The 25,165-nt window shown below is 69.7% G+C and carries 19 protein-coding genes and 1 pseudogene; 8 read left to right on the top strand and 12 right to left on the bottom strand.

The window, feature by feature from the left end; all coding sequences use genetic code 11:
* Window positions 1-179: 179 nt before the first annotated feature.
* Window positions 180-2,675 carry a hypothetical protein gene (locus ACGFH8_RS13560; protein WP_393366832.1) on the top strand — a complete coding sequence of 832 codons (2,496 nt, stop codon included), beginning with the start codon at window positions 180-182 and terminating at the stop codon, window positions 2,673-2,675.
* A 2-nt stretch (window positions 2,676-2,677) separates the two neighbouring features.
* Here the strand turns inward: ACGFH8_RS13560 and ACGFH8_RS13555 are convergent, their stop codons facing one another.
* On the bottom strand, window positions 2,678-3,175 hold the full coding sequence (locus ACGFH8_RS13555; RefSeq protein ID WP_393366830.1) for a peptidase inhibitor family I36 protein: 498 nt from the start codon (window positions 3,173-3,175) through the stop codon (window positions 2,678-2,680).
* Between the two features lie 176 nt (window positions 3,176-3,351).
* Here ACGFH8_RS13555 and ACGFH8_RS13550 point away from each other — a divergent pair, with 176 nt between their 5' ends.
* The gene (locus ACGFH8_RS13550) at window positions 3,352-4,233 is read left to right on the top strand and encodes a fibronectin type III domain-containing protein (RefSeq protein ID WP_393366828.1); all 882 of its coding nucleotides are present in this window, start codon (window positions 3,352-3,354) and stop codon (window positions 4,231-4,233) included.
* 66 nt (window positions 4,234-4,299) lie between these two features.
* On the opposite strand, the gene ACGFH8_RS13545 is transcribed toward ACGFH8_RS13550, so the two are convergent.
* The 3 genes from ACGFH8_RS13545 to ACGFH8_RS13535 all read right to left on the bottom strand — a co-directional run bounded on the left by ACGFH8_RS13545 (window position 4,300) and on the right by ACGFH8_RS13535 (window position 7,594).
* Window positions 4,300-5,664, bottom strand: coding sequence for an HNH endonuclease (locus ACGFH8_RS13545; RefSeq protein ID WP_393366826.1), 1,365 nt, complete (start codon window positions 5,662-5,664; stop codon window positions 4,300-4,302).
* Between the two features lie 107 nt (window positions 5,665-5,771).
* Window positions 5,772-6,218: a hypothetical protein gene (locus ACGFH8_RS13540; RefSeq protein ID WP_393366824.1), complete on the bottom strand. Its 447-nt coding sequence runs from the start codon at window positions 6,216-6,218 to the stop codon at window positions 5,772-5,774.
* A gap of 269 nt (window positions 6,219-6,487) precedes the next feature.
* A complete protein-coding gene (locus ACGFH8_RS13535; protein ID WP_393366823.1) occupies window positions 6,488-7,594 on the bottom strand; it encodes an FAD-binding oxidoreductase in 1,107 nt (368 codons plus the stop codon).
* A gap of 219 nt (window positions 7,595-7,813) precedes the next feature.
* On the opposite strand from ACGFH8_RS13535, the gene ACGFH8_RS13530 reads away from it, so the two are divergent.
* The 5 genes from ACGFH8_RS13530 to ACGFH8_RS13510 all read left to right on the top strand — a co-directional run bounded on the left by ACGFH8_RS13530 (window position 7,814) and on the right by ACGFH8_RS13510 (window position 14,568).
* On the top strand, window positions 7,814-8,332 hold the full coding sequence (locus ACGFH8_RS13530; RefSeq protein WP_393366821.1) for a flavoprotein: 519 nt from the start codon (window positions 7,814-7,816) through the stop codon (window positions 8,330-8,332).
* Window positions 8,333-8,444: 112 nt separating this feature from the next.
* On the top strand, window positions 8,445-9,905 hold the full coding sequence (locus tag ACGFH8_RS13525; protein ID WP_393366819.1) for a helix-turn-helix domain-containing protein: 1,461 nt from the start codon (window positions 8,445-8,447) through the stop codon (window positions 9,903-9,905).
* Entirely contained in the window at window positions 9,902-10,867 is a 966-nt protein-coding gene (locus ACGFH8_RS13520; protein WP_393366817.1) for an aminoglycoside phosphotransferase family protein, read from the top strand. The genes ACGFH8_RS13525 and ACGFH8_RS13520 overlap by 4 nt, the downstream gene beginning before the upstream one ends.
* Before the next feature lie 85 nt (window positions 10,868-10,952).
* Window positions 10,953-11,495 (top strand): macro domain-containing protein, encoded by a 543-nt coding sequence (locus tag ACGFH8_RS13515; RefSeq protein WP_393366815.1) that lies wholly within the window; start codon window positions 10,953-10,955, stop codon window positions 11,493-11,495.
* Entirely contained in the window at window positions 11,482-14,568 is a 3,087-nt protein-coding gene (locus ACGFH8_RS13510) for a DUF3427 domain-containing protein (RefSeq protein ID WP_393366813.1), read from the top strand. Before ACGFH8_RS13515 ends, ACGFH8_RS13510 begins: the two co-directional genes overlap by 14 nt.
* A gap of 67 nt (window positions 14,569-14,635) precedes the next feature.
* On the opposite strand, the gene ACGFH8_RS13505 is transcribed toward ACGFH8_RS13510, so the two are convergent.
* The 5 genes and pseudogenes from ACGFH8_RS13505 to ACGFH8_RS13485 all read right to left on the bottom strand — a co-directional run bounded on the left by ACGFH8_RS13505 (window position 14,636) and on the right by ACGFH8_RS13485 (window position 21,760).
* Window positions 14,636-16,714: an MMPL family transporter gene (locus tag ACGFH8_RS13505; RefSeq protein WP_393366812.1), complete on the bottom strand. Its 2,079-nt coding sequence runs from the start codon at window positions 16,712-16,714 to the stop codon at window positions 14,636-14,638.
* A gap of 410 nt (window positions 16,715-17,124) precedes the next feature.
* Complete coding sequence (locus tag ACGFH8_RS13500; protein ID WP_393366810.1) at window positions 17,125-18,480, bottom strand: hypothetical protein; 1,356 nt, start codon at window positions 18,478-18,480, stop codon at window positions 17,125-17,127.
* A gap of 263 nt (window positions 18,481-18,743) precedes the next feature.
* Window positions 18,744-19,043, bottom strand: coding sequence for a helix-turn-helix transcriptional regulator (locus tag ACGFH8_RS13495; protein ID WP_357071943.1), 300 nt, complete (start codon window positions 19,041-19,043; stop codon window positions 18,744-18,746).
* A 368-nt stretch (window positions 19,044-19,411) separates the two neighbouring features.
* The gene (locus ACGFH8_RS13490; RefSeq protein WP_393366808.1) at window positions 19,412-20,650 is read right to left on the bottom strand and encodes a cellulose binding domain-containing protein; all 1,239 of its coding nucleotides are present in this window, start codon (window positions 20,648-20,650) and stop codon (window positions 19,412-19,414) included.
* A pseudogene (locus ACGFH8_RS13485) lies at window positions 20,647-21,760 on the bottom strand (RICIN domain-containing protein). The gene ACGFH8_RS13490 and the pseudogene ACGFH8_RS13485 overlap by 4 nt, the downstream one beginning before the upstream one ends.
* Window positions 21,761-22,042: 282 nt before the next feature.
* On the opposite strand from ACGFH8_RS13485, the gene ACGFH8_RS13480 reads away from it, so the two are divergent.
* The gene (locus tag ACGFH8_RS13480) at window positions 22,043-22,480 is read left to right on the top strand and encodes a VOC family protein (protein ID WP_393366806.1); all 438 of its coding nucleotides are present in this window, start codon (window positions 22,043-22,045) and stop codon (window positions 22,478-22,480) included.
* Window positions 22,481-22,602: 122 nt separating this feature from the next.
* Here the strand turns inward: ACGFH8_RS13480 and ACGFH8_RS13475 are convergent, their stop codons facing one another.
* From ACGFH8_RS13475 to ACGFH8_RS13465, 3 genes are all read right to left on the bottom strand, one after another.
* A complete protein-coding gene (locus ACGFH8_RS13475) occupies window positions 22,603-23,820 on the bottom strand; it encodes a hypothetical protein (RefSeq protein WP_393366804.1) in 1,218 nt (405 codons plus the stop codon).
* A 96-nt stretch (window positions 23,821-23,916) separates the two neighbouring features.
* On the bottom strand, window positions 23,917-24,312 hold the full coding sequence (locus tag ACGFH8_RS13470; protein ID WP_393366803.1) for a VOC family protein: 396 nt from the start codon (window positions 24,310-24,312) through the stop codon (window positions 23,917-23,919).
* Window positions 24,293-25,063 carry an ArsR family transcriptional regulator gene (locus ACGFH8_RS13465; protein WP_393366801.1) on the bottom strand — a complete coding sequence of 257 codons (771 nt, stop codon included), beginning with the start codon at window positions 25,061-25,063 and terminating at the stop codon, window positions 24,293-24,295. The genes ACGFH8_RS13470 and ACGFH8_RS13465 overlap by 20 nt, the downstream gene beginning before the upstream one ends.
* Window positions 25,064-25,165 lie beyond the last annotated feature (102 nt).

The following is a 25,165-nucleotide window of genomic DNA, read 5'->3' as shown; positions in this document are numbered from 1 at the left end:
GGAAGGTGACCCTTTATTACTTTTGGGTAGATGCGGGGGGAAGCTGCGAATAAATACCGCGTTCGCCCGAAAGTTGCGGTAGCTTGACGTTCGCGTTTACCGCGCATCCCTCACTCGGACGTGCCACCCCTGCCGTCCGCGTCCACTTTCACCACTTCGTGGAAGGTCCAACGGCGGACATGGGCGACGGTCCCGTTGACGAGTTCGAACGGTACATACAGGATGCGACGGTTTCGGTCGCGCTGCGGGAGTGGGCGGCCGGGCGTGATGCCACCGTCCGCCCTCCGTGCCATGCCACCCGACGTCGTGGGCGCAGCGGCGCGGAGCTGATCCCGGTCATCGTCCAGCGACGGGACGGCCGCGACGCCGAGCAGTTGTACGTCAAGGTGCTGCCGGCCGGGCAGGCGATCGAGGAAGCCGCCCGGCACGCGGCGGCCGTCGCCGTGGACGCCGGCTTCGCCGAGCGCCACCTGGTCGGCCAGCCGTACCCGCGATACCCGGTCGGCGACGGCCGGTACCTGATGTTCCAGGACATCGCGCACGGCGCGGAGCTGGTCGTCCCGCTCGCCAAGGTCGGCGACGACCAGCTCAAGGACGCCTACCGCACGCTGCTCGACGGGGTGTGGAACTCCTGGCACCGCGCGGGGCGGCGGAGCGGCCGGACCAGCGTCGGCGAGTTCGTCCGCCGGGAGCTGGCCGACGCCGGCGCCACCTCCGAGGTGTACACGGTGGCGGGCGCTCTCGGTCTGCGTGACCTGGACGCCGACTGGCTGCTCGACCCGGCCACCAACACGGTGGTCCCCAACCCGCTCCGGTTCGGCGACGGCAGCTCACTGTTCCAGGGCGATCCGCTCGACCAGCTCTGCGGGGTGTCCCACGGGGATCTGCACGGGGGTAACGCTCTCTTTCCGTCCTCCGGTGCGTGGTCGGTGCACGTCAAGAGGTTCTGCCTGGTGGACACCGACCGGTTCGCGGTCGACGCGCCGCTCACCCGGGACCTGGTCAGCCTCCTGTTGGACGCCGTCCTCGCCGAGTTGGCGGCCGGCACCCGCACCGTGCAGGCCGACGCCCTGCGTACCCTGCTTGTCGACCCGCGCGAACGCCCGTCGGACCGGCTGCCGCCGCTGCCCGCCAAGGTGATCAAGGCCAGCTACGCGGTCGGGTTGGCGGTCGCCAGGGACGGCAACTGGGGTGTGAACTGGCGGGCGCAGTACCTGCTCTCCCTGCTGAGCCAGGCGCTGGTCTGCTGCACCTACGAGGACGCCGGCCGCGCCGGTCGGGCCTGGTACTTCCGGTTGGCCGCCCACGCGGCGCTCGCCTACCAGCGGGAGTTCCGCCCCGATGTCGTCCCACCTGCCGCTGCCGGCCTGGTCACCGTGCCGGTCGCCGTCGTGGACCCGCAGCCCGCGTTCCCGGGCAACGACCGGCCGGCCCGGTTCGACGCGGTGGGCGCGCAGCCGAGCCAGCAGAACCGGCCAGCCCCACTGGACCGGGCACACCTCGACCAGGCGCGGCGTCCGTCCACCCCGGACGCGCCGCCGTGGCGGTGGGGGGCGGTGGCGATCCCCCAGCGCCAGGTGCCCGGTGGCTGGCACGGGACTGCGCCCGTCGGCGGCCGGCCCGGCCCGGCGACGGGGACGGCGGCCAGCGCCAGCGTCAGCAGCAGCGCGTCGGGGCGGCCTCCGGTCCGGGACGGGAACCGACGCGCGAACCGGTCGGTCCCCCGGCACCTCGTCGCCACCCGGACGAACGCCATTCCGCGGCCCCGCCGCCCCTCGGGCACGAACCCTCCGGCACCGCCGGCGCCCCCGGGCCGGATCAGCCGGCTGCCACCCAAGCTGCTGGCGGTCCTGGTGATCCTGCTCGGCGGCGGGGTGACGCTGACGTCGCTGGTGGCGGTCGGCGCTGCCACGGTCCGGGGGCGCGGGGAGACCCCGGTCGCACCGACGAGCGAGGCATCCCCGGGCACCGTGCCGTCGCCGAGCAACACCTCGGGGTACGCCGGCAGGGCACAGCGCCTCGCCGACCTCGCGCTGGCCGTCGCCGGGATCGCCCCGAGCACCGCCGACGGGGCGTACACCCTGTCCTGCCTGCGGGTCTGGGCTCCGGCGGACCTGGCGCCCGGGGTCGATCGGAACAGCTACCGCGACGAGCACCTGTGGTGGAGTCCCGCGCTGTCCGGTCGCCGGGTCGTCACCACCACCACGAAGGGTCGTCGTTCCGGCGCGCCCGCTTCGTTCCGGTACGGCCAGGGCGACCTGACCGAGGTGCCGCCGGTCCCCTCCGTGGACCCGTCGGAGCTGCGTCGCCAACTCGCCGCGCAACTGGGCGAGCTACCGCCGGAGCTGCGCACCGCCGCCGGGATGGTGAACGTGGTCAGTCGAGTCTTCCGCTACCACCTGCTCAGCCCGGGCCAGATCTCGGCACTGCTGTTCGAGTTGGCGGCGACACCGGGCATCCAGGACCGGGGCGCGTACCCGGACTGGGGCGACCGACCCGGGCTGGCCTTCAGCGCCGACGCCCAGGACCGCCGGGAGACGGTGCAGTTCGACCCGCACACCGGCGAGTTGCTCAGTCACGCGACGACCACGGTGACCGACAACCAGACCCTCGACTATGTGCTGTTCGTGCGCAAGGAGCGGGCCGACCGGACCACCGGGAACGGCTGCGCCTGACGTCACCCGCAGCGACGCTGCACGTAGTTCGGCCAGTTGCGATAGGGCGACGCGTCGCCGCGGACCCGGTTTCCCGCGCCGACGTCGAAGAGCCTGGTGTCGTAGTAGTAGAACGAGACCGAACCGCTCGTGAGGTTGTAGTGCGCCGACTCGACGCGGAACTGCCAGTACCAGGTGGCGAGGCTCTGCCGCCCACAGTCGGAGAGCCGACCCCGGGGATAACCGTAGTTGGGCCACTCGTAGAAGCAGTACCACCCCGACGGACAGTCGGCGACGGCGAGCGTCCCGATCGGCCTTCGCAGGGTCACGACGAACGCCCCACCGTCGTAACTGATCTCGTTGTCGTTGATCGCCTTGCCGCCCGGATGGGTTGCCAGATAATCGGCTATTTCCTGACGTCCCGACGAGGCAGCGCCGGCCGGACCAGGCGTCGGAAAAACGATCAAAAACCAGCAGAGTACGGCCGCGAGCGCCGCGACAACGGGACGGGGAATGACCATTCGACACCTCGCGATGGATGGACCGCCCGCTCAGCGTATTGAGGGCACCAGATTGATCGCCAGCGCGAATAGATGCAGAATCCTGACAATGCGCTATTGGGACGCGCCGCACCGCATCCCCCGCCAGCACGTGAGACATTACATTGATCCGCATGCATTGCCGCTACCATTCGGCCATGCCTGCTCGCCGATTGACCGCCGTCGTCGCCCTCGCCGCGCTGGCGAGCCTGCTCGCCGTCGACACCGCCCGCGCCGACGGCCCGGCGATCAGCACCCCCGGCAGCCCCACGGTGATGGTCAACCAACCACACCAGCTCACCCTCAGTTGGGCGCCCGCCACCTGGATCGGCGATCCGGCCGCCGAGCAGCCGATCACCTACGAGGTGCAGGTTCCGCTGGGTCCGCACACGTACCGCTGGCTCGGCACGTCGACCGACACCACGATCACGCTTACCGACCTGGCCCCCGGCACGACGTACCAGATCGCGGTTGCCGCCCGCGCGCTCGGCGGCTTCTCCGACCCCTCGCCCGTCACCACAGTGCGCACCGCCACCGGCCGCGCGACGGTCAGCTACCTCAACCTCGACTGGTCCCCGACCAACAACCAGATCCAGCACACCCTGAACGTCACGAACACCGGCACCGGGCCGCTCGACCTGAGCACCGCGCGGGTGCGATACCACCTGCGCTTCGAGGGCGCCAACACCTCGCTGGTGCCCAACTGCGACTGGGCCGTCCTGGGCTGCGACCGGATCCGGCAGACCGTGCAGTTCTTCATCCCACCGGCCGGGCCGCCCCCGCTGACCACACCCACACCACCGGGCTACCCGATCCCGGGTACGCCGGTCTTCGGCTGGGTCGAGCTGACCTTCACCGACGGCACGCTGGAGCCGGGCGAGTCGACCGGGCCGATCCAACTACGGCATCACCGGCACAGTTGGAGTGACATCGACGAGCGCGACGACCCGAGCTGGCTCGCCGCCACCAGTCAGTGGGCCGAGAACACCCGGATCACGCTGGACGTCGACGGCGTACGCGAGTTCGGCGACGTCTCCTGACCGCACGACGACCAACCGGCGCGAGCGGGCATCGGGCCGGGCTCTGGCTCGTGGCGTCCCACGACGTCAAGGAATGCGTGCCACGTCCCGTCGGTGCCGAAGCAGCGCTTCCGGGTCTGGCAGGTCTTCGGTCCTCGCCGGTAGGCGGATTCGCTGGCCGTGATAGCTGGAGTAGTGCGCATTGCCCGCCACCACATGCAAGACGTACGACTCGTCAATCCAGAGCAACCCTCGGTCGAGCAGGTTGTGCAGGTCAGCGCGGAGCAGGAGGCCGTTGTTGACCTGATTGGTGGCCGGCCCGTCGTACGGGTCGATGTGTGCAGCCTGGAGCGCGGCCTCGGTATCACAGCCGGTGATAGCGCAGCGGTTGCCGTACGCCTTCATCAATCGGCTACGGAAGTCCGCCTGCCCCTGCCGCGCGGTGACCTCGGCTAGCCTCCTTCGCCGCCCCTCGGACGCGGGCTCCGGCTCGATCGCCCCGCTGTCGTCCGGGAATTTCGGCAGGTCGTCGACCTTCAACACCTGCTCGGCGAGTTGGTCGTTGTGTCCCGCGGCATGCAGCGTTCGAACTTTAAGCAGCGGCTCGGTGAGATCACGCACGGCTGCGGCGAAGCGTTCGTCGCGGAAAGCCGCCATCAGGTCGTGGTGCCAGCCATCGACCCGGGCCTGGTCCGGCCCCGGATCCGCATAGTCGGAGTGGTGGATGGTCAGATTAGGGAAGGCGTCAGTGAACGCCTGGAACGTCGGCCAGTGCTGACGCAGGGCAGACCAGCTGACAATGACAAACCCGGCGATCAGCGAGTGTTCAGCCGGCTCGGCGGGCTCGGCCAGAACGAACGTCTCCATCCGCTTCATGCTGACTGCGGCGAGCCTCCCCGCAGTTGTGGCCGGCAGGCAGGACAGCGCCCAGTATTTCCGCTCCTTGTCAGCGGCATCGGGCACGGAGACGTGCAAGTACGCGCGGACCGCGTCGAGCACCCCGCCGTAGTATCGGCCGGACTTCAGGCGATCGAACTGCCGCTGCTTTGCGGAGACCTCGGGTAACTCCGACTCCTTCGGCACATGCCTGTTGAATCGAGGTCCAAGGGTCGCGACCAGCGCCTCCTTCACTTCCTGCGCATCGTCGGTCCTGAGCCAGCGGAGGTCGCAGCGAGCCAACCAATCGGCGATGTCAGCAGCCGCCGCCGGAGCACCGCCCTGGTCGAGCAGCCGGCCGACCTGGTCGTGCAGTACCGATGAGCCCCGATTGCCGGTCAGGTGCTGGCGCAGACGCCGACGTAGATCCCCAGTCGAACCGACGTAAACGACCACGCCCTTCTCGACAACCACATGCACACCGGGCGTTGGCGGAGCGGCACGGGCGGCGTCCCGTGTGTAGGGCCGAGCCGGGCTGAAGCCGGACAGCGGATCACCGGAGGGAGTGTCGGACACGCCCAGACGCTACTGACCTGAATCATTTTTCGCGGTACCGCGGAGCTATCAGGGGCACCGCTGCTCACCGTGCAACCCCCACGCTGCGCGCCCAGGCCGGTCGAGGATCATCGTGCTCTTGCGACTGGCAGGTCTTCGACGTGGCCCCACTTGAGTTCGGTTCCGCCCAGCAGAGCCGCCTCACCCCACGAGACCCGCAGCAGGCCTTCGTCGGAGTTGCAGGCGAACCCGACGAGCAGCACCCTCGGCTCGTCGGCCAACTGCTCCACAGCCTCCCGAAGAGCTGACCGGTCGCGGGCCTCCTCCGGGGTGAGCGGCATCAGCGGCAGAGTGACCTCCTCATGACCTGGCTCAGGCCCAAAGAGGATCAACAGGTCTCGGATCAGCCGGTTGAGGTCCCTTCCGGGGCGGGCGTCGCGCATGTCAAGGTCGCTCCGGGTCGCGTATCGCCAAGGCAACAGAAGATGCCCCCTGCAAATGGTGACCCGCACCTGGGCACCCGGTGGATGTACGTCCGCCACGTCGGGGAGGTCACGCAGGTACTCGTGCAGCACCTCGTACTGCTGCTTCCATCGGACAGGGCCGAAGGCATGGTCCGTGTCCAACTCCGATGCATCGCGAGCGTCCTGTGCAAGCTCGACCGCGCGGCGCAACGCCGCTGGGATCGCGGTGCGCAGGGTGGTTGCCAGCGGCAGCCCAAACTTCTCTACTGACCATCGGGACGGACCGCCAGCATCACCCACTGCTTACCCCCCGCACTGAGACGAACACGCTCAGGCGTTTAAGCCTCTCATGTCGATCGATCAATGAGAAGGCGCAGCCATCAGTAGGTGAAGCCTCTGGGCAGGTGGATGCGAGCCGCGGGGATGCCGAGGGCCAGCAGCCGTGACCGGGCACCGGCCAGCATCGCGGGTGGGCCGCACAGGTAGATGTCCTGGCCGGGCCGGTGGTGGTCGAGGGCGATGGTCAGGGCGTCGCCCTGCTCGGCCGGCTCCGCGCAGGGATCGGCGGAGAACGCCGGCACGATTGTCAGCCAGTGGTGGGCGCATTGCAGCTTGTCGAGGGTGATCGCGTCGTACAGGTCGGTGAAACTGCGGGCACCGACGACAAGCGTCACCCGCCTGCCGTCCGGTGCGGCGGCGACCTGTTCGACCAGGGCGCGCAGCGGCGCCAGCCCGGTGCCACCGGCGACGAGCAGCAGATCGTTCGCGCGCGACGGGTCGAGGCTCAGCCCGATGTCGCCGGGTGGGCCGAGCCAGAGCTGCTCGCCGGGGCGTACCTCGTGGACCAGGCGGTGGGAGACGGTGCCGGCGGGGACGGCACGGACGTGCAGCTCGACGGTGCCGTCGGCGCGCGGGGCGTTGGCCGGTGAGAGCCAGCGCCAACGCCCCGGCAGGCGCGGCGTGCACACCGGGACCGCCTGACCTGGCTGGAAGGGCAGTCGCCGCCAGGGACGTACCGTCAGGATGGCGATGTCGGGCGACGGCCGCTCGTGGCCGATCACCTGGACGTGCCACCAGGCCCGGCCGTCGCCGACCCGCGCGGCGGCCTGGCGGACGGCATGCGTGGCGCGGCACAGGGCGCGCTCCGCGACAAGGGTGAGCCGTGGTGTCCACAGTGGGCGGGCGTGCCGGGCCACGGTGGCGAGCAGCGCGTCGCCGATGGTGGTGGAGTGCGGGAGCAGGTCGAAGTGACGGTACGCGCGGCCGAGCACGTTGAGCAGCGCGGATCGGCCCGCCGGGTCGTCGCCGCCGACAATGAGTTGGCCCAGCGCGGTGAAGAACAGTGGCGCGTCGCGGTGCCGGAGCAGGCCGGGTCGGCGGTCTTCGAGCGTGCACCAGAAGTCGCCGGCAGCCCGCACGTCGACCGACGCCCAGGCAGCGGCCAGGCTCGCGGGAGACGGATGGTCGTCGTCGATCAGGGTGGGCATGCCGGCTCCGAGACGTTGACGGATCGAGCGGCACCGGGGCGGGCGGGGACGGAGCTGCGCCGTTGAGGGCCGGCGCAACTCCGGGACAAGGCACCCGCCCCGGGCCATGCGTCGACTCTCGCGGCTGACCAGGGACAACGGCATGCCGTGGTGATCGTCGGCAGCATGCGCGGCAGGTATGCGGTCGATGACGTCATCCCCGTCGGGCAGACTGCGGGCATGACGGAACGTCCGGTGCTGTATCTGGTCGTCTGCGCCGCGGGGCCGGCGGAACACATCGACGAGTTGGTCGACCTGCTGATCGCCGCCGGGTGGCGGGTGTGCATGATCGTCAGCCCGACCGCCGCCCCGTGGCTCGACCGGGAGGCGTTGCAAGACAAGACCGGCCATCTCGTACGCGTGGAGTGGCGCATGCCCGGCGACCCGGAGCCCCACCCCCCGGCGGATGTGGTGGTGGCCGCCCCGATCACGTTCAACACGGTGACGAAATGGGCGCTGGGCATCAACGACACGTTGGCGCTCGGTGTCCTCAACGAGTCGCTGGGGGCGGGACTGCCGATCCTTGTGTTTCCCCACGTGAAGGCGGAGTTGGCCGCCCATCCGGCGTACGCGGGTCACCTGGCGGTGCTGCGCGGCGCCGGTGTGATCGTCGCCAAGGGAAAGGTGCTCGACCCGATGGATGAGAAGGGTCGGTGGGCCATGGTCATCGAGGCGCTGCGGTTGCTTCGTCCCGCCTGAGCATCTGCTCCCTTGTTGGGCGGTCCTTGGGATATGCGTCGTGCGTATACCAGCGCTGCACGCAGCGTGTTCAATGGATAGGCTCGATCAGGCTAGACGGACGGAGCCGCCGGTGACCCACGCGAACTGCCCCCGGTGCGGCGGACGGCTGGCCCGGGACAACGACAGCGGCCGGTGTACGCCGTGCCAGGCCGCCGAACGGGACCGGTTGAGCGCGCCGCCGGTCGTGCCGGCGAGCTTCTGGGAGCACGAGCCGGTGCGACTTGCCCTGTTGGAGCGGCATCTCGGGCGGGTAATCCGGGCGTACCGCTGCCACCCGTACCACGGTCGGGTCGCGTTGCCGCAGAGCGTGGTGGCGGGGTGGCTGGGGATCACGCAGGCGCAGCTCAGTCGGGTGGAGAACGGCCCGCCGCTGGTGCACCTGGATCGACTGGCGCACTGGGCACAGCTTCTCGGGATACCAGGTCCCTGCCTATGGTTCGCCCTCCCTGGACAGCCGCACCGGTCAATGGGCAAGGCCGAGAGCGCCCGCACCGCAACCGGTCCACAGGGTGCTGAGCCGGACGAGGGGCGGCGGGCCCTGCTGGCCGGTATCGCCGCCGTCGCTGCGGGAGCAGGTCTGCTCGGCGGCAGCGAGCGGGTCCAGCCCCGAAGAATCGGCACGGCGGACATCGTTCGACTGAACGCGGTGCTGGAGCTTTATCGGTCGGTGGACCGCGAGACCGGGGGCGGCCTGCTGTATCGGGAGGTGGCCCGGTTCGCGGAGTCGGTATATCGGATGCTTGATTGGTCGCACCCGACTGGGCTCACGCCGCCCCTCATCGCGGCGGTGGCGACCGCACGACAACTGGCTGGCTGGACCGCGCTCGACGCGGGCAGACACGGCGACGCGCAACGGCACTTCGTCGCCGGGGAGCGGGCGGCGTTGACTGCTGGAAACGCGCCGCTGGTCGCAATGATCCGATACGCACAGGCCAAGCAGCTCCAACACCTTCGGCAGAACCGGGATGCCCTCGCGACACTGCAACTCACGCACGCACAGTTGGGGCCGCACGCAACCCCGGCGGCCAAGGCCCTGCTCTGGGGCGCGGAGGCAGCCTCCATCGCGGCACTCGGCGACCACGAGACGGCCGTGAGAACCCTGGGAAAGGCTAGCGACCAATTCGAGCGCATCAACAAAGATCGTGAGCCTGCGTGGATGGGCTTCTACGACCGCGGTGAGCTGTTCGCTCAGTACGGGCGCGTATATCGAGACATGGCACGGCGGGATCGCAGGCACGCATCCGAGGCCGTGCGCTGGGGTAGGGATTCGGTCGCGGCATTCGGTGCCGCGAACGTCCGCAGCACCGTACTCAACGAGGTCGGACTGTGTAGCGCGCTGTTCTTGGCCGATGAACCTGAGCAGGCGCTCGCCGTGGGTGCGCGGGTGCTGACGCAGGCACGGGCGATGAGCTCCAAGCGGGTACTTGATCGGGTGGTCAACCTGCGTCGTGATCTCACTCGGCACAGAACGCTTCCTGAGGTGGCCACCTTCGAGCGCTCGCTCAGCCCAGCGACTGCGCTGGGCGCATGAGCGGACGGTTCTCCGAGGCGGCGATGACGGCGGCTATGCGGCACATCGCCAGCACCCTGGGCGTTTCGGCCGACGGCGCACAATTGCTGCGACTGACCAACAATGCCGTCTTCGCGCTGCCCCGGGCCGGAATCGTCATCCGTATCGCACGGACCCATCAGCTTCAGGACAGGGTGCGGAAGGTGGTCCGGCTTGCGCGTTGGTTCGCCGAGATCGACGCCGCGACGATCCGTCTCGCGCGAGACGTCGAGCAGCCAATCGAAGTCGGGGATCTCGTCGCTTCGGTCTGGCAATACCTCCCGCCGCAACCACCTACCCTCACGGCGGAGGACCTTGGCACGGTCCTGCGTGAATTTCACGCACTCGGCGTGCCACCCTTCCCGCTGCCCATCTGGGACCCAATTGGCGACGCACGGCGAAGGCTGGCCGACGCCGACGGGCTCAGCAAGCCCGAGCGGGACTTCCTGGTCGACTGGTGTGACCGCCTGGAGCCACAAGTCACGACCCTCATCGAGGGCGGGACGCAGACGCTGATCCACGGGGACGCCCACGCAGGCAACCTGCTCAGAGAGACGTCGGGCCGAACGGTCCTGTGTGACTTTGACGCGACATGCATCGGCCCCTGGCAGGTCGATCTAGCAGCGGTTGCGGTCGGCGAGGCAAGGTTCGGAGGAACAGGGGGACACCGCGCATTGGCCACCACGTACGGCTTCGACGTCACCTCGGACCCGTCCTGGCCGCTTCTGCGGCAAGCACGGGAGTTGAAGATGATCGCAGCCGCGGTGCCGCTCCTGACGACCTCGACGGCCGTGGCTGCGGAATTCGTCAACCGCCTCAACTCAGTGCAGAAAGGGAGCCACGCCCAGCCCTGGCGGCCATTCGCCGACCTCGTCACGCCTCAGCCCGAGCGGAATTCTCCGATATCACCACCTGAGGGCGAAGGCCTTTCCAGCACGTGCTGAGACGTGGCTGCCGCGAGCCTCAACGCCGTGCTCGTCGATGTCAGACCCAACTGGTACCAAGGATCACCATGGGGAAGGCACGAGTTTGATCATCATCGCGCAGGGCAACCTGCTGACCGCTGACGCCGAGGCTCTGGTCAACGCGGTCAACACCGTGGGTGTGATGGGCAAGGGGATCGCTCTCCAGTTCAAGCGCGCCTACCCGGCCAACTACGCCGCCTACCGGGCAGCATGCGCTGCCAAAGAGGTGAAGCTCGGTCAAATGTTTCTCTTTGATTCGGCTCGTCCAGGATCAGGCCGCTACGTGATTAACTTTCCGACGAAGGGCCACTGGCGTACCGGCTCGAAGGTGACAGACGTGCAGGCCGGGCTCAGCGACCTCGTCCGCGTTGTCCGCACGCACGACATCTCCTCGGTCGCGGTGCCGGCGCTGGGCTGCGGTAACGGCGGCCTCGACTGGGACGACATCCGACCGTTGATAGAACGGGCCTTCGCTGCCCTCCCGCACGTACGGGTGCTGGTGTTCCCACCGAAGGGTGCGAACGACAGCCCGACGTCAGCTTCCACAGCGCGGCGAGCGGCAGTACAACCGCAGAGAGAGCTACCGTGCCGTGATGACGGATCTTGAGCGGGGCGTCTACGAGCATTTGATCACTCGTGAGCTGGCCGATCGCCTCCGACACGTCGACCCCGCCCTGATCCAGCACCACAAACTCGACCCCGCCGACGCCCACCACACCCTCGCCCGCCACCTCGCGACCCTGGCCGCCCGCGCCCTCCAAGCCGTCCCCAACGGCGACGACAAGCTCCACCACCAGGTCGAGATGGCGAACCAGATCGCCGACGCCATCGCCGCCCTCAGCCCGAAGGCGGCAACCGATCAGGACCAGGTGACGGACGCCAAGCACCTGCTCCACGCCATCGCCGCCCCGCCCATCCCACCTGCGGAGCCCACCTTCCCGCAGCGCCCCACCACTCCCCTCTCCACCGGCGCGCTGCTGGTCAACGGCCGTCACCAGCCGCGCATCGGCCACGAGGTCAACCACGAGATGGCCTCCGCCGAGAGCGTCGATCTGCTCTGCGCGTTCATCAAGTGGTACGGCCTGCGCATCGTCGAGCCGGCCATCCGCGAGCTGATCGCCCGTGGCGGCACGGTCCGCGTCATCACCACGACCTACCTCGGCGCCACCGATCAGCGAGCACTCGACCGGCTGAAGGAACTCGGCGCCGAGATCAAGGTGTCGTACGAGACGAGGACGACAAGGCTGCACGCCAAGGCGTGGCTGTTCCGCCGGGCCAACGGCACCACCACCGCGTACGTCGGCTCGTCGAACCTGTCGAAGACCGCGCTCGTGGATGGCGTGGAGTGGAACGTCCGCATCTCGAACATCGAGCAGCCACACGTCATCGACACGTTCACGGCGACCTTCGAGGACTACTGGAACGACCCGGCGTTCGAGACGTACGACGCGACCAGGGACGCCGAGCGCCTACGTCACGCGTTGAGCGGGGAGCGCCGCGACCAGGCACCCACCGAGATCTCGAACCTGGACGTGCGCCCGTACCCGTACCAGGCCGAGATCCTGGCCGACCTGGACGCCGAACGGCTGGTGCACGGGCGTTGGCGCAACCTGGTGGTGATGGCGACCGGCACCGGCAAGACAGTCGTCGCCGCGCTCGACTACCGCCGACTGCACAAGGCGGGCAGGGCAGACTCGCTGCTCTTCGTCGCTCATCAGGAGCAGATCCTGCGGCAGAGCCTGTCGACGTTCCGGCAGGTCATGGGGGACGGCAGCTTCGGTGAGACGCTCGTCGCGGGCGACAGGCCGAACGGCTGGAAGCACGTCTTCGCCTCCATCCAGTCGCTGCATCGGCGGGAGGTCGACCCCGAGGCGTACGACATGGTGATCGTCGACGAGTTCCACCACGCGGAAGCTCCGACGTACACGCGGTTGTTGGAGCGCCTGCGTCCCCGCGTACTCCTGGGTCTGACGGCGACCCCCGACCGGGCCGACGGCGGCGACGTGCGCCGGTGGTTCGACGGGCGCGCGGCCGTTGAGCTGCACCTGTGGGACGCGTTGGAGCGGCAGTTACTGGCGCCGTTCCAGTATTTCGGGCTGCACGACGACGTTGACCTGTCGCAGGTCACCTGGAAGCGCGGGCAGGGTTACGACCTGGCGGAACTCAACGTCCTCTACACCGGCAACCACGCTCGGGCACGGTCGGTGCTGCGTGCGGTCGGCGACAAGGTGGACGTCAGGCGGATGCGGGCGCTCGGATTCTGCGTGAGCATCGGGCACGCGGAGTTCATGGCCGACTGGTTCCGGCAGCACGGCGTCGAGGCGGCGGCGGTGACGTCGGGAGTGGACCGCGCGACGCGGCAGGGGCTGTTGCGGGACTTCAAGGCCGGCAAGTTGCGGGTGCTCTTCACCGTGGACCTGTTCAACGAGGGCGTCGACCTGCCGATGGTCGACACGATCCTGATGTTGCGGCCCACCGAGAGCGCCACGATCTTCCTGCAACAGCTCGGCCGTGGCCTGCGCCTCGACGACGACAAGCCCTGCCTGACCGTGCTCGACTTCATCGGCGGGCAGCACGCCAACTTCCGCTTCGACAGGCGGTGGCGTGCCCTGACCGGGGTGAGCCGGCGGGCGATCACCGAGGCGGTCCGCGACGACTTCCCGAGCCTGCCGAGCGGTTGCCACGTCGAGCTGGACCGGGTGGCGAAGGAGGTCGTGCTCGCCAACCTGAAGAGCGCGCTGCCCACCTCGAAGGCCGGCCTGCTGTCCGAGCTGCGGCAACTCGGTGACGTCAGCCTGGCGACGTTCCTGCGCGAGACCGGCCTGGAGATCGAGGACGTGTACCGCTCGGCCAGCATCGGCGGCTGGACCGGGCTGCGGCGGCTCGCCGGCATCGACACGTCCGCGCCCGGCGAGGATGACCGGGAGTTGGGCCGGGCCATCGGTCGCATGCTGCACACCGACGACGTCGACCGGCTGGAGCTGCTGACCCGTGTCGCGGCCGGACCGCCCGCGCCAGGTCAGCAGGTGTACGAGGGGAACGGCCGCCTGCTGGACATGCTGCACTTCAGCCTGTGGGGGCCAACCGCGCCACTGGCGACGCGGGACGAGCGGTTGACGCGGCTGTGGAAGGACCCGGCGCGCTGTGCCGAATTGCGGCAGGTGGCCGAGGTGCTGCGGGACCGCATCCACCGGGTCACGCCGACCGCCGCCCCGGGTGCGGTGCCGCTGCGGGTGCACGCCCGGTACAGCCGCAACGAGGCATGCGCCGCCTTCGGGATGACCAACCCGGGCTCGCTGCGCGAGGGCGTGAAATGGCTGCCCGATGCCCGAGCCGACCTGTTCTTCGTCACCCTGGTCAAGTCGGAGGCGCACTACTCCCCCACCACCATGTACGCCGACCGGGCCGTCACCGAGACCCTGTTCCAGTGGGAGTCGCAGAGCACCACCTCGGCGGCGTCGGCGACCGGGCAGCGTTACAGAACGGGCGGTTCGGCAGTGCACCTGTTCGTCCGGGAGACCCGGGTCCCCGACCGGGACCTGGGCGCTCCGGCGTACCTGTACGCCGGCACCATGACGTACGAGTCGCACACCGGCGACCGGCCCATGCGGATTCTCTGGCGGCTCCACCACGCCCTGCCCGCCGACGTCTACGCCACCGCCCGCACGATCGCCGCCTAGTGCTGCTCCTGTCGTGGGTCAGGGACAGCGGTGTCGAATTGACTCGCCTCCTGCTGGCCCATTGCGACTAGCTCGGTTGGTCGACGGCGCGGGCGTGTCGCCCGCCGGCCGGCCGCTCGTCCCCGTGGCCCGGCCACCACGCCTTGTGCCCGATCAGCGCGGTCAGCGCCGGGACGAAGAACATCGACATGACGAACGCCGACAGCACGATGCCGATCGCCACCGCGAAGCCCATCTGCTGAAGGAAGGAGATCGGCGCGAGCAGCAGCACCGCGAACGTGCCGGCCAGGATCAGTCCGGCTGCCGCGACGGTTGGGCCGGCGTGTTGCACACCGATGGCGGCGGCCTCGTGTGGTGCGTTGCCCTCCCGCGCTTCCTCGCGTAGTCGGGCGATCATCAGGATGTTGTAGTCGGTCCCGATCGCCACCACGAAGAGGTAGAGGATGATCGGCAACTGGAAGGTGACACCGGGCTCGCCCTGAATCCCTTGGAAGAGGTAGACGGTCGCGCCCAGTGTGGCGGCGAAGTTGAGCAGCACCGCGATCACCAGATAGATCGGCGCGACCAGGCTGCGCAGCAGCAGCGCGAGGATGAGCGCGATCAGGCCGGCTGCGACCGGCAGGATCACCGACAGGTCGCGGTTGTTCGCCGAGTTGATGTCCGCGAAGATCGCGGTGGTCCCGCCCACCAGCGCCCGGGTGCCGGGCGGCGCCGACGCGTGCACGGCATCGCGCAGGTCCTCGCGGACGAGGGTGATCGCCTCGTTGGAGACCGGGTTCTCGTTGAGCAGCAGGTTGACCCGGGCCACACTCGGGTCGGTGCTGCGCTCCGGCGGCTGTGCCTGGCCCACACCCGGGGCTTTCGCTACGGCCGCGGCGAAGTCGTTGACCTGCTGCTCGGTCAGCTGCGACCCGTTACTGGTGGTCAGGTAGACCTCGGTGGGGGCGAGCGCACCGGCGGCGAACCCGCGCTGGAGGTCCTGCGCGGCCTTCGCCGACTCGGTGTCCTGCGGGAAGCCGGCGCTGAAGTCGTAGTCGGCCTTGTAGCTCAGCACGCCTGCGGCGAGCGCGACCAGGATGATGCCGGAGATCGCCGCGACGAGTGCCGGCCGGCGCCCGACCGTGCTGCCGAGCCGGTGCGAGATGGTGGCCTTGGGCGTACGCTGCCAGGCCTTCGACGGCCAGAAGACGTACCGGCCGAGCAGCGAGACGACCGCCGGGACGAGGGTGAGCGAGGTGACGAGCATGACGCCGACCGCGATCGCGAGCGCCGGGCCGAGCGAGCCGAAGAAGCCCAGGGAGGCGAGGAGCAGCACGAGGAACGCGACGATTACCGCTCCGGCGGCCGAGGTGATGACCTCGCCGACCCGCTGGACGGTGACGATCATCGCGGTGCGCTTGTCGTCGCCTGCGCGCAGCCGTTCCCGGTAGCGGAAGAGCAGGAACAGGATGTAGTCGGTGCCGATGCCGAACAGCACGATCAGCAGGATCGTCTGGAGGTCCTGACTGACACTGAGGTCGAATGCCTTGCCGGCGGCGGCGACGAGACCCGTCGTGATGCTCAGGACGACGCCGACGACCACCACGGGCAGCAGCGCGGCGATGGGGCTGCGGAAGATGACCAGGATCAGTCCGATGATCAGGATGATCGTCGCGATGCCAACCACGGCGAAGGCGTTGTTGAAGGTGTCCTCGTTGTCGACGAAGCTCGCCACGTCGCCGGCCACGCCCGCGGTCAGTCCACTGTTCGCCAACTCCGGGCCGATGTCCGCTCGCAGATCGCGGACGGCGTCGAGCAGCGTCGGGTCGTCGGGGGTGGGGGCGTCGAGCCCGACGTTGACGATCTGCACCGACCTGTCCGGTGCCACTGCTGGCGGACCGGTCTGGTAGCCAGACGTGTGCGGGATGTTCTTGGCCTTGAGCGCCTGGGCGAGCTTGCCCACCGTCGACTCGTCCGCTGGCGTCAGCTTCTGCCCGTCGGCGCGCTTGACCACGATGACCGCGGTCGCGGTGGCCTGCTGTGGAAACACCTTCTGCCCGAGTTCGGTGGCCTGCACGGACTCGTACGAGCGGGGCAGGAAGCTTTCCTGATCCGCTGAGGTGATGTCGCCGAGCGATGGTGTGGTGAGGATGATGGCTGCCGCCACCACCACCCACCCGGCAATCACCCACCACGCTCTGCCCACAACGAATCTGCCCAGCCGCTCGAACATGGTTCCCCCCGTGCGTTCGACACCACAGTCGTCTGGGCCTGGAGCGCCCAGGGCGCGCACCCCATCACTCTTCCGGGTGGTCTTCGCTACCCGCTGTGCAGACTACAGTCGCCCGCCAATCCTTTTCGGATGCTTGGCCGTCGAGGGTGGTGCGAGTTTCAGATGTCGGGACAACACGAGGCTCGGCAGCCCAGGCAGCTACGTCCGGGCCGCGAGTGCGGCTTGCCGGCCTGAAGAGTGCCGGTCTGCGACAGCAGGGCGTAGCCGCGAGGGAATTCCGGGGCCGGAGTTGCCCTACCGGCCAGGGCCGGCGGCCGAACTGGCCCGCGCTGTCGCTGGCGCGCTCATCGTTGCAGCGTCGCGGTGGCGTAGCCGTCCGGGTAGAACTGGTAGTAGTCGCGGTACCGGACCGTGAAGGTGGTGGTGCCGCGCGGCAGCGAGTAGGTGAGGGTGTATCTGCCGGTGGCGTCCAGCTTGTCGCGCCAGAACTCCCGCTCGCCCCCGCCGTTGGTCGACGCGGTGATCCACCAGTAGTTGTCGTCACCGATGGGCGAACTCCACGTCACGGTGAGCTGCGCGGTCTGCTTGTCCTTGCCGCCCCCGAGCTGGGCGGTGACGGCCAGGTCGGTGACCGGCGGCGTCGGCGGGTGCGCCGGCCCGAAGGAGTGCAGCAGCTGAGTTTCCTGGTAGGGATCGGTCGAGGTGACCGCCCAGGCCCGGGTGCCGTCCCGGTTCACCAGCAGCGTGCCCGCCCAGAGGTTGTCGTCGCTGCGGAAGTCGACGGCGTACGTCGGGACCGTGCTGCCCTTGGCGTAGAGGTAGACATCGGCGTCACCGGAGGCGGTCAAGGCGCGGCCGATGGCGACGGTCGAGCCGTCCCCGGACCAGGCGGCGTCCTTCGGATAGACGCCGCTCGGATAGACGTTGGCGTCGGCGAGATCCGGCAGCCGGTACGAGTGGTGCTCGTACGGGCTGCCCACCGTCTCCACCACTTCGGTGCCGTCCGGGCTCACGGCGTAGTCGATGAGGTTGCTGCCGGTGTAGTCCCGCTGTGCGACGATCGTCGGGCTGTCACCGGAGACATCGATGACATACGTGGTGACGGGCGAGTATCCGGTGTCGCCGGCGACGAGGAGACCGGGCGCGCCGGGGCTGGCGTCGATGATCGGATGGTAGTTGGGACCCGCGGTGTAGACCACCGGCGAGGTTCCGGGCGCGGACCAGACCAGCAGACCGCCGGAGCCGATACCGGCGTCGATGAACCCGCCGACGACCTTCTCGCCAGTCGGTTCGACCGTGTACAGGTGGGCGCCGACGGGTGCGGGATAGCTGGCGACGATGGTGAGCGTGGCGGCATCCAACGCGATGATCCGGTTGAAGCCCTGGGCCGCGTACAGGAAGCGTCCGTCGGCACTGAGGACGAGGTCGGAAATGTCAGCGACCGCGGTGACCCGGGACAGCAGGCGGCCGTCGAGATCGGTCACCACCAGCGGCAGTGCGCCACCAACCCCCTGTGCGATGTACAGGCGGCCGCGCGCTTCGTCGAGCTCGATCGCCCGCAGGTCGTCCACCGGCAGCTGGACGCCGACGCTCTTCAGCAAGGCTGGCTCGGCGGCGGCCGGGGCAGCTCTCAACAGCCCCTCAGCACTGAGCCCGATCGCCGCGAACACCCCGGACGCCAGCAGTTGGCGACGCCGCATGACACCTCCCCGTGTCGGCCAGCCGCATGCTGACGGCAAGGCGAAATTTTAGTACCGGGCTCCCTGCTGGCGCTGTCCCGCACCGCTCGGCCCGCCCTACCGCAGCCGTCCACGGTGGGCAGACGGGATGACCGACCCGGGCTCGCTGCGCGAGGGGAGTCACACCGGCGACCGGCCCATGCGCGTCCTCTGGCAGCTCGACCATGCCCTGCCCGCCGACGTGTACGCCACCGCGCGGACGATCGCCGCTGAACCCTGCCCGGTCAGGCGGCGTCCGCGTTCGGCGTGAACCTGACGTCGAGCCTCCTGTCCAGGGCGCGCGCGAGGCGTTCCAGGACCGGCAGAGTCGGCACGGTGCCACCTGCCTCGAAGCGGGCCACCGCGGACTGGGTCATGCCGGCGGCTCGCGCCAACTGGCTTTGGCTCCAACCATGCCCCTCCCGAAGGTGGCGCACCTCTTCACCAAGCTCGAAGGCGATCCGGGTGGCCTCGTAGGTTTCGGCCGCCCCCGGCTCCGCCATGCGGCGCTCACGCAGGTCGTTCCAATCCAGGCGATCATTCATCGCTCTGCCCCCTCGTTCACGATGTGCCGCTCTGCCACGCACCGCTCGAACGCGCGTCGTAGAACGCCGCTCTGGCGAAGTCGGCCGTTGGCAATTCCTCCAGCCAGTCTCGAACCTCTGGTTCCAGCGCCAGCTAGCCCAACCCATAGCATCGATGCTATGGGTTGCGCGTTTGTCCGAGAGCTTCCTCTGGACGCGTGTCGCCAATCGGCTTGGCGTCGACCTCTCGCCGAGACGCCAGGGCCCCTCTTGGCGACGGCGCCTGGAGGAATGCGTCGTCGCGCCGCGCACCTCGACGCTGGGTCGAGGTGCGCGGCGGTCAACTGGTGGCTCCCGTTCCAGGCCGCAGCTTCACGGCCTATGGCTGGTCAGGGGCTGACGCAGGTCGGTGAGGTGGTGGCTGGCGTACCCGAGGCGAGGAAGCCGAAGCTCGTCGTGGCACCGGAGGCGAGCGAGCCGTTGTAGGAGACGTTGCGGACCGTCGCGGTTGAGCCGCTGGTGCTCAGGGTGCCGTTCCAGACCTGGTCGATGCGCTGGCCGTTGTTCAGCTCCCACCTGACGGTCCATCCGTTGATGGCGGTGGTGCCGGCGGTCACTGTCACCTCACCCTGGAAGCCGCCGGACCACGTGTTGACGGTGCGGTAGGTCGCGGTGCAGGCGGCCCCGGAGGGTGGCGGCGTGGTCGGCGTACCCGTGGTGGGCGGTGCGGACGTGGGCGGTGCCGGTGGGCCGTCCGGCGGCACCAGGGGGCAGGTGGCGTTGTACCGCGAGACACCCGTGCTGTTCGCCAGGGGGCAGAGGAACTGGGTGTAGCGGGTGTCGTTGTCCAGGAACGTCTTGAGCCACGGGATCAGGAGTCGCATCTCGGTGGCGTTCGGCCTGGTGAACGAGAGGTGGTCGTTGCCGGCCAGTTCCGCCCAGGCATGTTCCACGCCGGCGGGCAGCGTGTTGTAGATGCCCTGCACGTACGAGGGCGTGACAGTGCCGTCGTTCTGTCCCGACAGGAGCATGGTGGGGACCTGGGTGGTGGACATGTTCAGGTTGTTGCCGGGCGTACCGGGTGCGAGGCCGACCGCCGCCTTCAGGGTCGGCCTCCGGAGGGCGGCGAGGAGGGTGCCGGCACCGCCCGCCGAGTGGCCCATGACGCCCAGCCGGTTGGCGTCGACCCGGTTGCGGATCGGGCTGGTGCGGGTGAGGTAGTCCAGTGCGGCGAGCAGTTGGGTGGCGCGGGCGTCGGCGCCGTCGGTGCGGCTGTTGGTTTCGATGCCGATCACCACGAACCCGAAGGACGCCAGCCAGGGGCCCATCCAGGCTTCCTCGTTGGCGAAGAGTGCGGAATAGCCGGGCACGATCGCGACCGCGCCCCAGGTGCCCTGGCTGGTGTCGGTCGGGTAGTAGACGTACCCGCCGTTGAAGCCGTTGCCCGCGGGCACCGCCGCCTGCGTGGTGGCGAACGGGCCGCGGGTGGCGACGACGCTGGCCGGGGTCGGATCCGGACCCCGTTGGTACGGGCTGTCGGCGGCGGCCGCGTCCCGCGTCGTTGTCGCCATCGCCAGGCCGAGGACCACCGCGAGCGCGGCCGTCAGCCATCGTGTTGGCTGCTTCATCGCCGGCTCCACTGCTGGTTGGCCTGGCCGGTACAGGTCCAGAGGACGAGCTTCGTGCCGTTGGCGGTGCCCTGGTTGTACGGGTCCAGGCAGAGGCCGGACTGCACGCCGGTGATGGTGCCGTTCGCGTTGACGTTCCACTGCTGGTTCGTCCCGCCGTGGCAGTCGTAGATGGTGACCTGGGTGCCCGGCGCGGTGCTGTTGCCGGCGGCGTCGAGGCACTTGTTGCCGTAGACGGTGAGCGTCTTGCTGGACGTGTACGTCCACTGCTGGTTCGTGCCGCCGTGGCAGTCCCACAGGTTCAGCTGGGTGCTGTTCGTGGTGGAGTAGCCGGGGACGTCGACGCACCTGCCGGACCGGGTGCCCACGATCGCTGTGGTCTGTCCGCCGCCGCTGCCCGGGTTGCCGATGCTTCCGGGCACCGACTGCAGCGCGCTGTACCAGCGGGCGGCCATCTTGTCGTAGCCACCGGCGGTGGGGTGGACGCCGTCGATCAGGTCGGCGGTGGTGAGGGCGCTGTGCATGTCGACCAGGTGCACCCGCTTGCCGGCGCTCACCTTGCTCTGCACGATGCCGGGGATCGCCGCGTTGAAGGTGCGGTTGGCCGCCTCCTGGCCGCTGTTGGAGAGCGGGATGAGCTGCGCCACGAACACCTCGGCGGTGGGCGCGGTGGCGGTGATCTTGTCGATCAGGGTGGAGAGCCGGTTCGGCGCGGTGCTCCACGTTGTAGTTCTGCAGGATGTCGTTGGTGCCGATGTGCAGCAGGACGGTCTGCGGTCGTTGGGTGTTCAGCCAGCCGACGATGTTGGCGTCGATCTGGTCGATGCGCCAGCCGGGATGTCCCTGGTGGTCGTGGTCACCCAGGCTGGCCGGCCCGTTGAACTGCGATCCGACGAAGTCCACCGTGTACCGGCCGCTGGCGAGGCGCTGCCAGAGCCCGATGCGGTAACCGCCCGGCACCTGGGTGCCCTCGGTGATGGAGTCGCCGAGCGGCATCACCCGTACCCCGCCGTTGGATTCCGCGTTGGCCGGCCCGGTGGGTGTCACCACTCCGGCGATGACGACACCGAGCGCGGCGAGCGTTGCGAGCCATCGTGCCCTCGTTCGCATAGCTGTCTCCCTGGGTTGGTCGAGCTGGCCGAGGGCATGGGCCGGCCGGTGGGGCCGCCACGGGCGGCCGGCAACCGTCTGGGAACGGGGCCGGCCGGACCGAGCAGCCGCCGGCTGCCGGGGTGTTCACCCGGCGGGCGCCGATCGTGACATCGGCATGGCGTTACTGCCTCAGCACTGGGACGAGTGTGAGCGTTAACAGAGAAGAGTGTAGATTCCTCGGATTGATCTGGTCTACTGTCTGCCGCGCCCTGGGAGTGATCGGAGCGTTAGGTTACGAGGATGGAGCAGCGGATCAGTCTGATCACCCTCGGCGTCTCCGACCTGGCGCGGGCCAAGGCCTTCTACGAGCACCTGGGGTGGTCGGGCCAGGAGGTCGAGGAGACGGTCTTCTTCCAGGCCGGCGGCCTGGCCCTGGTGCTGTGGAGCCGGGACAAGCTGGCCGCCGACGCGGGCGTGCCCAACCCGGACACCGGCGGCTTCGGCGGCATGACGCTGGCCCAGAACGTCCGCTCCCGGGCGGAGGTCGACGAGGTGATGGCCACCGCGGGCAAGGCCGGCGCCGAACTGACCCAGCCGGCGCGGGAGACGTTCTACGGCGGCTACGCCGGCTACTTCGCCGACCCGGACGGTCACGTCTGGGAGATCGCCTGGAACCCCGGCTTCACCCTCGGCCCGGACGGCTCCCTCACCCTCCCCGACTTCGGCGCCACGACCTGACCTGACCGCGACGGCGACGAAGACCGAGCGACGGCAGCAGCGAAGGCAACGAAACCCGACCCGACCGCAGCGGCGAAGGCAACGAGGACCGGCCGCGGACACGAGACGGCAACGGCCCTGGATCACGGTCCGGTCGGCGGGCAGAGCAGCCGGTCCACAAGCGGCAGCAGGGGATCCAGGCACGCCGTCACCAGCACGGGGTCGGGCGTCGCGGTCGGCGACGGTGAGCCCGGCCAGGCCGCCGTGGGCAGGTCGGTCGGCGTCGGAGTGGGCGTCGGCGTCGCGCTGGCCGACGGGGCGGGAGCGCTGGACGGCACCGGCCCGGCGAACGGCACCGGCGCGGTGGTGGGTACCGGCGCGGTGGTGGGGACCGGCGCAGCCAGCACAGCGGCGGACGGGACCGGCGCGGCGGGCCGCAGCCGACCGGCCACCGGAGGCCGTACCGGACGGGCGCGCGTGCTCGGGTTCGCCGCCGCCAGGACAGAAGGTGTACGCGGCGGGGTGTTCCGCACGATCGGCGCACCCCTCGCGATGGTCGCCGCTTCCGCCCGTCGCAGAGGGGCGACCTGCTGTGGTCCCACAGTGCCGGGGGCCAGCGTCGTGAACACCACAGTCGCGACGGCGGCGACGGCGAGGGCCCGGCGGTCGGGGCGTATCGCCGTCGATGGCGCGTCGTCGGGTGCCGCCACCACCGGAGGCGCGGGCCGGGCGTGCCGGTGGGCGGCCAGTAGGGCGTCGACCTGCGCGGTGACGGCGGCGCGATCGGCGGTGGCCGCGAGGGTGAGATAGAAGCGGAAGTTCACCACGGCGGTGGCCGGGACCAGCAGCCCGGAGAGTCTGGGCCGCGCAGACTCGGCGGATCCGCGACCGTGGTCGGGCAGCAGGGTGAGCGGCACGTCGGGGTGATGGGCGGGGCCGACCAGGTCCGCGTACCGCCACTCGCGTCGGTGCTCGCGGCCGGCGAAGGCCACGCGGTGGCTCGTCACGACGGCCATCCCGGTGTCGAGCACCCGCAGACCCGCTGGCAGCGCCGCGGGAACGGTGTCGGCGAAGTCGCAGGGACCCGGGCTGGGCAGGCCGGGGACGTGCCGCGCCTCGGCCTCGACGAGCGTGGCGACGGGAACGACGCGGAAGACGAGTTCGTCGTGGTCGAGGTCGACCGGCAGGCCGGTGCGGGGCTGCGTACACCCGAGGAAGCCGGCAGCCTCGATGCGGAGCCGGGCCAGGTGGTCGTCGCGGCGCAGCCAGGCGTCGGTGGCGGCGCGGTACGCGCGCTGCCGGCGCTCGTTCTCGCGCTCGGCCCAGGCGAGCCGCCAGGGGGCGCAGGCCACAGAGGTCACGGTCACACGCGGTACAACCGCTCACGTACGTGACAGGGAACGCGACCACGATCGATGCATCCCGTTGCGCCCGAAAGGAGAGAATTGACGGACAGGTCAGGCAGGGGCGGGCTCGAACAGTTCGACGGGGTTGCCGGCCGGGTCGTCCAGGACGATCTGCTGGCCACCCGGACCCGCGATGACGTCGCTGCGGAAGTCGACCCCGGCGGCGTGCAGCCGGGCAACCTCCGCGTGGATGTCGGCGACGATCAGGTGGATGCGGTTCCAGCCGCCGGGGTGGGGACGGCGTCCGTCCGGCATGGACCGGCCCGCGGAGCTGGCCGGGCCGGACAGCAGTAGCCGCAGGTTGCCGCGTCGGACGTCGGCGAACGCGGGCAGGAACGTGCTGGTCGACGTGAAGCCGAGGTGGGTGGTGTAGAAGTCGATGGCGGCGGCGACGTCATCGACGAGGTAGCGCACGCTCACGGTGTTGTCATCGACGGGGCTGGTCATGATGCCTTCTCTCGTCGGCGGAGAACGCGTGCAGCAGGAAACCGATGCGTTCGGCGAGGTCGTCGGCGACCCGCTCGAAGGCGGGCAGCCCGTCGGGATCGGCGGCCGGGTCCGGGATGCTCCAGTGCACGAGCCGTGGATTGTCGAAAAACTCGGGGCAGACTTCCTTGACCCGGTCACACAGGGTGATCACGACGTCGAACCGCTGACCGGTGAACGCGTCCACGTGTTGGGGCAGCGCCCCGGTCAGGTCGATGCCGCGCGCCGCCATGGCGGTTGTGGCGTGCGGATGGACCGGCTTGGGTCGACTTCCGGCGCTGTAGGCCGCCACGGCACCGGCGGTGCGTTCTCGCAGCAGCGCTTCGGCCATCTGCGAACGTGAACTGTTGCCGGTGCAGAGGAACAGCACTCGTCCGGTCACCGCGGTGGCCGGCGTGGGCGGAGTGAGCCGCAGCCCGGGGTGCAGGGCGGCGCCGATGCCGGACAGCAGGTCGCCGCAGCGGGCCAGGGCGAGCGAATAGTAGGTGTCGCGGCCGTCGGCGCTGCTGCGCCGCGCGGTCACCACCTCGGCCTTGCGCAGTTTGCCGAGGTGGTAGGAGACGAGGTTCTGAGGTTGGCCGAGCAGCGCCGTCAGCTCGTGCACGGCGAGGTCACTGTGGGCCAACTCGCTGATCAGCCGCCACCGCACCGGGTGCCCGACGGCGGTCACGAACCCGGGCGGTGCGATGGTGTCGGCCTTCTCTGACAGCACAGCTCCACATTACATCAAACTGATTTGATGTAATAAGCATTTGGCGGGCACGATCGAGGCCAGGCGGCGGAGCCGGCCATGGTGGGCGCGGCTCCGCCGCCG

This window comes from Micromonospora sp. NPDC049175 (assembly GCF_043197345.1).
Classification (GTDB): domain Bacteria; phylum Actinomycetota; class Actinomycetes; order Mycobacteriales; family Micromonosporaceae; genus Micromonospora.
Note: the sequence above shows the minus strand (reverse complement) of the source record. Positions and strands in the feature narration are given on the sequence as shown.